The organism is Nonomuraea lactucae, from assembly GCF_003313395.1.
Lineage (GTDB): Bacteria > Actinomycetota > Actinomycetes > Streptosporangiales > Streptosporangiaceae > Nonomuraea > Nonomuraea lactucae.
In genome coordinates this window covers 1-8,186 of sequence record NZ_QNFZ01000917.1, presented here as the reverse complement: position 1 = coordinate 8,186, position 8,186 = coordinate 1, and the positions used below count along the sequence as shown (strand labels likewise).

Below are 8,186 nucleotides of genomic sequence, written 5' to 3'. Positions count from 1 at the left end.
GGTGGGGGGCGCGGTGGGGGGCGCGGTGGGGGGCGCGGTGAGGGGCGCGGTGAGGGCTGCGACCTGCGTCTGCGCCCGCGCGGCCCCGGTCCCGTACCCGGCGAGCACGACGGCGCTCGCGGTCACCAAAGCAGTCAGACGCGGTGCCACCACCCGTATCACCTCTTATTCCAATGATTGGGTCAAAAGACCTATATCACCACTGCATGCGGGAGGACCACGGGCAAGCGCCTTAGAGTGTCCGCATGTCCGAGAAGTCGTCCGCCGCGCGGTTGCCCGCCAACGCCGTCCTGGTCCAGTCCGTCCTGCGAGAGCTCGGAGCGGGCGGCGAGATCGTCGTCCTTCCCGAGAAGGCGCCGACCGCCGCCACGGCCGCCGCCCAGATCGGCTGCGAGGTCGGGGCCATCGCCAACAGCCTCGTCTTCGACGCGGACGGCGCGCCCCTGCTCGTGCTGACGAGCGGCGCGCACCGCGTGGACGTGGAGCTGATCGCCCGCACCGCCGGCGTGGGCACGGTGCGGAGGGCCACCCCCGAGTTCGTCCGGCAGGCGACGGGCCAGCCGATCGGCGGCGTGGCGCCCGTCGGCCACCCGGCGCCGGTCAGGACGCTGGTGGACAACTGGCTCGGCAAGCATGGGGTGGTGTGGGCGGCGGGCGGGCACCCGCACACGATCTTCCCCACCACCTTCGACGAGTTGGTGCGCATTACCGGAGGCACCCCCGTGGACGTCGAGTAGTGTGCGACGAATGATCGAGTTTCGCGGCGCGGGCCCCGCCGAGTTCGGCGAACGGCTGGACACGGTGATCGACATCTACACCGCCGCCATGCGCCCACCCCCCGATCAGATCGCCGGTCGCGCCAGCATCATGCGTAATCACGCCAGTTATCCCCAATTTCAGTGCTACTTCGCAGAGCTGCGCGATTTTTCCGGCCTGCGCCCGTCGTCGGCCATCCCGCCACCCGCGTCGTCAGCCGCGCCCGACGCCGGAGCCGAGGCGGCGGACCCTGGCCCGATCCCCCGCCCGGTGGGGTTCGCCTACGGCTTCCGTGGCGCGCCGGGCCAGTGGTGGCACGACGTGGTGTTCCGGGCGCTGGAGGAGCGGGCGGGGCGCGAGGCGGCCCGAGCCTGGCTGGACCACGCGTTCGAGCTGGCCGAGATCCACGTACACCCCGACTACCAGGGCAAGGGCATCGGCCGCGCGATGATCAGGACCCTGTGCGCGGGCCGCCGGGAACGCTCCGCCGTGCTCTCCACGCACGACAGCCCGACCGCCGCCCGCCACCTGTACGCCAGCATGGGCTTCGGCGACCTGCTGACCCGGTTCGTCTTCCCCGGCGGTTACGAAGAGTACGCGATCGTGGGCCGCGCCCTCCCGCTGCCCTGACGGCGTCCCTGGTAAAGCCTTGACCCGGGGGTTTCGGAGGCATGACGTGGGGGCATGACTGAACACGCAAGGTAACGGACGCTTTACCGCGCGTCTACCCACCCCAGCCCGCCACCCGCCGGGTCCCCCTGCGGGCGGGTGGCGGGACCCTCCACACGCACCGGCTACCGGCCCCCACGTTCGCGCGCCGGAGGGCCGGAGCCCACCGGGGACGTGCGGGCACGTCGCACCCGGAGTCCAGAGCCGCGACGGGCCTGGGTCAGACCGCGACCGCCGCGTGTGACAGGCGCTGGAAGACCTCGCGCGAGGCGCTGGACCGGTTGAACGTGATGAAGTGGATGCCCGGCGCGCCCTCGTCGAGCAGCCGCTGGCACAGCTCGGCCCCGTGGTCGATGCCGAGGCGGCGCACGGCGGCCGGGTCGTCGGCCACGGCCTCGAAGCGGGCCGCCACGTCCGGCGGGAACGGCGCGCCCGAGAGCTGCTCGGACCGCGCGATCGTGCTCATCTGCGTGACCGGCATGATGCACGGGATGATCGGCGTGTCGCAGCCGCGGGCCACCACCCTGTCGCGAAGCCGCAGGTAGTCGTCCGCCTGGAAGAACATCTGCGTGATCGCGTAGTCGGCGCCGGCCTCGCACTTGCGTACGAAGTATTCGGTGTCGGACTCGATGGACGGCGAGCGTGGGTGCTTGTAGGGGAACGCCGCCACGCCCACGCAGAAGTCGCCGGCCTGCCGGATCAGCCGCACCAGGTCCTCGGCGTAGCGGACACCCTCGGGATGCGCGACCCACTCGGCGGTCGGGTCGCCGGGGGGGTCGCCGCGCACGGCCAGGATGTTGCGCACTCCGGCGTCGGCGAAGCGCCCCACCAGGTGGCGCAGCTCGCGGACCGAGTGGTTGACCGCCGTGAAGTGGGCCACGGGTGTGAGCGTCGTGCCGTGGGCGAGCCGCTCCACGATGTCGACGGTGCGGTCACGGGTCGAGCCGCCCGCGCCGTACGTCACGGAGACGAACGTGGGCCGCAACGCCTCCAGCTCCCTGATCGCCCGCCACAGCTGCCGCTCACCCTCGTCGGTCTTCGGCGGGAAGAACTCGAAGGAGAACGACCGGCCACCGGCGGCGAGGAGCTCGCGGACGGTGGGGACACGATCGGGCAGGATGGAAGGTCGACCAAGGGCCATGGCCACAGGGTACCCCGATCAGGCCCGCGCCATTGGACACAAGGGCGCCTGGAGAGCCGGGTCCGTGGGCCCGACCACTAGTCTCATGGCATGAGCACTGAGGCCGCGAGCATGGTCATCCTGCGCGAACAGGTTGATCGTTCCCTGCGGGAGTTCGTCGACCGGCAGCTGCCCGCCACCGGCGCCGCGGAGCTGGAGCCGCTGCGCGCCGCCGCCAAGGAGCTGCTGGCGGGCGGCAAGCGGCTGCGTCCCGCGTTCTGCTACTGGGGCTGGCGCGGCGCGGGCGGAGCCGAGCTGCCCGAGATCTTCACCGCGGCGGCGTCCCTCGAGCTGCTGCAGGCCAGCGCGCTGGTGCACGACGACGTGATGGACAAGAGCGACCTGCGCCGGGGCATGCCGGCCGCGCACCGCCGCTTCGAGGCCATCCACGCCCGGTCGGGCTGGCACGGCTCGGCGGAGCAGTTCGGGGTGGGCGCGGCGATCCTGCTGGGCAACCTGCTGCTGATCTGGTCGGGCGAGATGTGGCGTACGAGCGGCCTGCCGCCCGCGTCGCTGGCGGCGGCCCAGCCGGTGCACGACCACATGCGCACGGAGCTGATGTGCGGCCAGTACCTCGACCTGCTGGAGCAGGCCCACGGGGAGAACACGTTCGAGTCCGCCCTTCGCGTCGCCCTCTACAAGAGCGGCAAGTACTCCGTCGAGCAGCCGCTCCGGCTCGGGCTCACGCTGGCGGCGGGTGAGCCCGTGCCGTGGATGGACGAGCTGTGCACGGGCTTCGGCACGCGGGTCGGCATCGCGTTCCAGCTGCGTGACGACATCCTGGGCGTGTTCGGCGACCCGGCGCGCACCGGCAAGCCGGCGGGCGACGACCTGCGCGAGGGGAAGCGCACGATGCTCGTGGCGCGCACGCTCGCCGCCGCGTCGCCCGGGCAGGCCGACACCGTACGCCGCCTGCTCGGCGATCCCACGCTCGACGACGAGGGTGTGGCCACCCTGCGCGGGGTCATCGAGGACACGGGCGCGCTGCGGGAGTGCGAGGACCTGATCGGCGGTTACCTCGGTGAGGCGCTGACCTGCCTGGACAAGGCGCCGGTCACATCAGAGGCCCGCGCCGCACTGGCCGAGCTCGCCGTGGCCGCCACCTCCCGCAAGACTTGACCTCCTCCGCGCGGCGGGCGCTCCATCAGCGGGCCAGGCGTTTGGCGAACTCGGCCGCCGCCGCGCCCGGGTCGTCCGCGTGCGTGATCGCGCGGACCACCACCACCCGCGTGACCCCGTACGACATGACCTCGTCCAGGTTGGCCAGGTCGATGCCGCCGATGCCGAACCACGGCCGGTCGGTGCCCAGCGACGCCGCGTGGCGCAGCAGCGCGGGGCCCGGCGCGGGCCGCCCGGGCTTGGTCGGGGTGGGCCAGATCGGGCCGCAGCAGAAGTAGTCGACGCCCTCCTCCTCCGCCGCGGCGGACGCCTCGGCGGCGGAGTGGGTGGACCTCCCGATGAGGACGTCGTCGCCGAGTATCTCTCGCGCGACCCGCACGGGGAGGTCGTCCTGCCCCAGGTGGAGCACGTCGGGCCGGGCGGCGTGGGCCACGTCGGCCCGGTCGTTGACCGCCAGCAGCCGGCCGTGCCGGTCGCAGGCGTCGCGGAAGACCTCGAGGAGCGCGAGCTCCTCGCGCGCTTCCAGCCCTTTCTCGCGGAGCTGGACGACGTCCACGCCGGCGGCCAGGACGGCGTCGAGGAACTCCCGCAGGTCACCGCGCTCGCGGCGGCCGTCGGTGCAGAGGTAGAGCCGGGCGTCAGAAAGCGAGGGCCTGGGCACGCCGCTTGACCTCGGTGTGGCGACCGGCCCTGATCGCCTGGACGGGCGAGCCGGGCAGTGAGTCGTCCGGGGTGAAGAGCCAGCGCAGCGACTCGACGTCGTCGTAGCCGGCGTCCTGCAGCACGGTGAGCGTGCCCGGCAGGCCCTTCATCACGTCCTCGCCGTCGAGGAACACCGCGGGCACCTGGGGTCCACCGCTGCCCCGCCGTACGCCGAGCAGCTTGTGGTCTTTGAGGAGTTGCTTGGCCCGGCCCAGGCTGAGCCCGAGGCGGTCGGCCACTTCGGGGAGAGTGAGCCACTCGTCGACGAGCTGGTCGGTCTCCCGGTCGATCTGTGCAACAGAAAGCGTCACGGAACCACAACTACCACATGCCGCGCCGCCTCAAACAACACAATCGCGTAGCGAAATATCGGGATCTACCAGGCGTGACACGTCGAGACGCTGGCTCCGGTCGATGAGCCGGCGGCCCTGGACCAGATCCCGCGGCCGGTCCACGGCGAGCACGGCGACGGGTCTGTCGTCGCCGGTGAGCCAGACGGCCGACCACTTGCCCTCGGGCTCGCCGCGGTAGACGAGGCGCTCGCCGGCCTGGTGGTGGCCCGCGTACTGCACCATGTGGCCGAACTGCTCCGACCAGAAGTAGGGCACCGGGTCGTACACCGCCTCCTCGCCCAGGAGGGTGGCGGCGGCGACCTCGGGGGCGTTGAGCGCGGTGTCCCAGTGCTCGACCCTGAGCCGCGTCCGGTAGCGGCGCGACCACCAGGCGGCGCAGTCGCCCACCGCGACCACGCCCGGCAGCGACGTGCGCAGGTGCTCGTCGGTGACGACGCCGTTGTGCAGGTCGATGTCGGCGCCGGCGAGCCACTCGACCGCCGGGCGCACGCCGATGCCGGTGACGACGACGTGCGCCTGCACGAACTCGCCGCCGACGAGCCGCACCCCGCCCTCGTCGACCGAGGCGACCATCGTGTCGAGCCGCAGGTCGACGCCTTCGTACCAGCTCAGCGTGCGGGCGCCCATCTCGGCGCTGACGGCGTGCGCGAGCGGGGCCGAGGCGGCCTCCAGGACGGTCACCTCGCATCCGGCCCGGCGCGCGGCGGTGGCGACCTCGGCGCCGATCCATCCGGCTCCGATGACCACGACGCGGGCGCCGTGGACGAGCCGGGCGCGCAGCTCCAGCGCGTCGTCGAGGGTGCGCAGGACGTGTTGCGGGCCGTCGCCCGGCAGCGTGATGGGCTCGGCTCCGGTGGCGACGACCAGCCCGTCGTAGGAGAGTTCGCCCTCGGTGGTCTCGACGACGCCCGGCCGCAGCGACTTGGCGCTGACGCCCGGTCTGAAATCGACCTCGAGTGTGGCGAGGTCGGAGTCGACGTAGCTGGAGTCGCTGGTGCCCAGCAGGACGGCCTTGGACAGCGGTGGCCTGTCGTACGGGCGGTGGCGCTCCTGCCCCAGCAGGGTGATCCCGCCGCCGAACCCTCGCCCGCGCAGGGCCTCGATGCTCCGCACACCGGCCAGGCCCGCTCCGACCACCACGACATGGTTCACGGTCAAGACCATAACGGGCCGGTGCGGGCGGGTCGCAATGAGGCCTTAGGGTGGAGGCGTACGACGCGCGGGAGTCCGGCCGAATACCGGGCTGAGAGGAAGGCTGAGCGGGCCTTCGACCGCAAGCCACCTGATCCGGGTCATGCCGGCGAAGGGAGCGCGCATGGAAGTGATAGTGGGCGGCGGGATCGTCGGGCTGTCGATCGCCTGGCGGCTGTCCCGCGCGGGGCGGGCGGTGACCGTGGTCGATCCGGCCCCCGCCTCGGGGGCGTCGCACGCGGCGGCGGGCATGCTGGCGCCGGTCAGCGAGGTCACCTACACGGAGGAGCCGCTGCTCCGGCTGGGCGCGGCCTCGCTGCGCAGGTGGCCGTCCTTCGCCGCCGAGCTGGCCGCCGACGCCGGGTCCGGGGTCCGGGACACCGGGCTCGGGCTGGATCTGCGGGCCGACGGGACGCTTGACGTGGCGTTCGGGGCCGACGACCTGGCGGCGCTCGGCGAGCTGGCGGCTTTCATGGAGAAGCTGGGGCTCCGGGTCGAGCGGCTGACCGGCCGCGAGTGCCGCCGTCTGGAGCCCATGCTGGCGCCGTCCGTGCGTGGCGGGCTGCTGGCCCCCGGCGACGCCTGGGTGGATCCGCGCCGCGTCACGGCCGCCCTGCTCGCCGCCCTCGAACGGCGCGGGGTCCCGCTGGTGCGCGCTCGCGTGGCCGAGCTGCTGCGCGAGGACGGCGCGGTTCGGGGAGTACGCCTGGAGCCCCGGCAGGGGACGCCCTCGGAGATCCGGGCGGACGGGGTCGTCCTGGCGGCCGGGGCGTGGAGCGGCGAGCTGGCCGACGTCCCGGTGCGGCCGGTGAAGGGCCAGATCGTGCGGCTGCGCTCCACTGAGCCGCTGCTCGGCCGGTGCGTGCGCGGCACGGTCCACGGCACCCCCGTCTACCTGGTGCCGCGCGGCGACGGCGAGCTGGTGGTGGGCGCGACGCAGGAGGAGCTGGGGTTCGACACGCGGGTGACCGCCGGCGGCCTGTACGAGTTGCTGCGCGACGCCCGGGAGCTGGTGCCCGGCGTCACGGAGCTGGAGGTGGCCGAGGTGGAGGCGGGGCTGCGTCCCGGCACGCCGGACAACGTGCCGCTCATCGGCGCGAGCGGCACCCCCGGGCTCACGCTGGCCACCGGCCACCACCGGGGCGGGGTGCTGCTCGCCCCTCTCACGGCCGCCATCCTCCTTGGCGAGGAGGCGGAGCTGGCCCCCCTCTGCTCCCCGGAGCGGCATCACGGACCGGCCCGGCCGGACGCTCCCCGGGGCGCGACCTGAAGACGCGGCGCCTGACCGCCTCCCCGGGCCAGAACTCCGGGTCTCTCAAGGAGATGGGATGAAAGTGACGATCAACGGCGACCCTCGGGAGGTGCCCGACGGCACGACCGTGGCGCAGGCCGTACTGACCCTGACGGGCGCCACCACGGGCGTCGCGGTGGCCGTGAACGACGAGGTGGTGACGCGCGGCGCGTGGGAGACCACGGCGCTCAGCGACCGCGACCGCGTCGAGGTGCTGACGGCGGTGCAAGGTGGATGACCTGATCATCGCAGGCGAGAAGTTCTCCTCGCGGCTCATCATGGGCACCGGCGGCGCGCCGTCGCTGGAGGTGCTGGACCAGGCGCTCGTCGCCTCCGGCACCGAGCTGACCACGGTCGCGATGCGGCGGCTCGACCCGGCGGCGCGCGGCTCGGTGCTCGACGTGCTGCGCCGGCGCGACATCAGGGTCCTGCCCAACACGGCGGGCTGCTTCACCGCGGGCGACGCCGTGCTGACCGCCCGGCTGGCGCGGGAGGCGCTCGGCACCGAGTGGGTCAAGCTGGAGGTCATCGCGGACGAGCGGACGCTGCTGCCCGACCCGATCGAGACGTTCGACGCGGCGGAGCGGCTGGTGGCCGACGGGTTCGTGGTGCTGCCGTACATCGGCGACGACCCCGCGCTGGCCCGCCGCCTGGAGCAGGCGGGCTGCGCGGCCGTCATGCCGCTCGGCGCGCCCATCGGCTCGGGCCTGGGGATCCGCAACCCGCACAACATCGAGCTGATCGTGGAGGCCGCCTCGGTGCCGGTGATCCTCGACGCGGGCATCGGCACCGCCAGCGACGCCGCGCTGGCGATGGAGCTGGGCTGCGACGGGGTGCTCCTCGCCACGGCGGTCACCCGCGCGCAGCGGCCCGACGTGATGGCGGCGGCGATGCGCGGCGCCGTCCAGGCGGGCCGGCTCGCCCG

General features: G+C 73.4%; 10 protein-coding genes. 6 read left to right on the top strand and 4 right to left on the bottom strand.

What is annotated here, in order from left to right; translation table 11 throughout:
* Window positions 1-245 precede the first annotated feature (245 nt).
* Both DQW85_RS31790 and DQW85_RS31785 read left to right on the top strand, forming a co-directional pair.
* Window positions 246-737 carry a YbaK/EbsC family protein gene (locus tag DQW85_RS31790; protein ID WP_113703482.1) on the top strand — a complete coding sequence of 164 codons (492 nt, stop codon included), beginning with the start codon at window positions 246-248 and terminating at the stop codon, window positions 735-737.
* 10 nt (window positions 738-747) lie between these two features.
* Complete coding sequence (locus DQW85_RS31785) at window positions 748-1,386, top strand: GNAT family N-acetyltransferase (RefSeq protein ID WP_113703481.1); 639 nt, start codon at window positions 748-750, stop codon at window positions 1,384-1,386.
* A gap of 259 nt (window positions 1,387-1,645) precedes the next feature.
* Here the strand turns inward: DQW85_RS31785 and metF are convergent, their stop codons facing one another.
* Window positions 1,646-2,566: a methylenetetrahydrofolate reductase [NAD(P)H] gene (gene metF / locus DQW85_RS31780; RefSeq protein ID WP_113703483.1), complete on the bottom strand. Its 921-nt coding sequence runs from the start codon at window positions 2,564-2,566 to the stop codon at window positions 1,646-1,648.
* A gap of 90 nt (window positions 2,567-2,656) precedes the next feature.
* On the opposite strand from metF, the gene DQW85_RS31775 reads away from it, so the two are divergent.
* Window positions 2,657-3,724: a polyprenyl synthetase family protein gene (locus DQW85_RS31775; RefSeq protein ID WP_113703480.1), complete on the top strand. Its 1,068-nt coding sequence runs from the start codon at window positions 2,657-2,659 to the stop codon at window positions 3,722-3,724.
* 25 nt (window positions 3,725-3,749) lie between these two features.
* Here DQW85_RS31775 and thiE read toward each other — a convergent pair whose 3' ends face one another.
* From thiE to DQW85_RS31760, 3 genes are read right to left on the bottom strand one after another with little or no spacing between them, the layout of a single operon-like run.
* Window positions 3,750-4,385 (bottom strand): thiamine phosphate synthase, encoded by a 636-nt coding sequence (gene thiE / locus DQW85_RS31770; protein ID WP_113703479.1) that lies wholly within the window; start codon window positions 4,383-4,385, stop codon window positions 3,750-3,752.
* Complete coding sequence (locus DQW85_RS31765; protein ID WP_113703478.1) at window positions 4,363-4,737, bottom strand: Rv2175c family DNA-binding protein; 375 nt, start codon at window positions 4,735-4,737, stop codon at window positions 4,363-4,365. The genes thiE and DQW85_RS31765 overlap by 23 nt, the downstream gene beginning before the upstream one ends.
* 30 nt (window positions 4,738-4,767) lie before the next feature.
* Entirely contained in the window at window positions 4,768-5,931 is a 1,164-nt protein-coding gene (locus tag DQW85_RS31760; RefSeq protein WP_240197548.1) for an NAD(P)/FAD-dependent oxidoreductase, read from the bottom strand.
* Window positions 5,932-6,094: 163 nt separating this feature from the next.
* Here DQW85_RS31760 and thiO point away from each other — a divergent pair, with 163 nt between their 5' ends.
* From thiO to DQW85_RS31745, 3 genes are all read left to right on the top strand, one after another.
* Entirely contained in the window at window positions 6,095-7,240 is a 1,146-nt protein-coding gene (thiO, locus tag DQW85_RS31755) for a glycine oxidase ThiO (protein WP_113703476.1), read from the top strand.
* 58 nt (window positions 7,241-7,298) lie between these two features.
* Window positions 7,299-7,499, top strand: a complete 201-nt coding sequence (thiS, locus tag DQW85_RS31750) for a sulfur carrier protein ThiS (protein ID WP_113703475.1) — start codon at window positions 7,299-7,301, stop codon at window positions 7,497-7,499.
* Between the two features lie 40 nt (window positions 7,500-7,539).
* A partial coding sequence (locus DQW85_RS31745; protein WP_240197549.1) for a thiazole synthase occupies window positions 7,540-8,186 on the top strand: 647 nt, incomplete at its 3' end.

Excerpts from the sequence above, each read along its gene's own strand:
- thiO (WP_113703476.1), top strand. The coding sequence starts at position 6,095 with ATGGAAGTGATAGTGGGCGGCGGGATCGTCGGGCTGTCGATCGCCTGG.
- DQW85_RS31775 (WP_113703480.1), top strand. The coding sequence starts at position 2,657 with ATGAGCACTGAGGCCGCGAGCATGGTCATCCTGCGCGAACAGGTTGAT.
- DQW85_RS31790 (WP_113703482.1), top strand. The coding sequence starts at position 246 with ATGTCCGAGAAGTCGTCCGCCGCGCGGTTGCCCGCCAACGCCGTCCTG.
- thiS (WP_113703475.1), top strand. The coding sequence starts at position 7,299 with ATGAAAGTGACGATCAACGGCGACCCTCGGGAGGTGCCCGACGGCACG.
- DQW85_RS31785 (WP_113703481.1), top strand. The coding sequence starts at position 748 with ATGATCGAGTTTCGCGGCGCGGGCCCCGCCGAGTTCGGCGAACGGCTG.
- metF (WP_113703483.1), bottom strand. The coding sequence starts at position 2,566 with ATGGCCCTTGGTCGACCTTCCATCCTGCCCGATCGTGTCCCCACCGTC.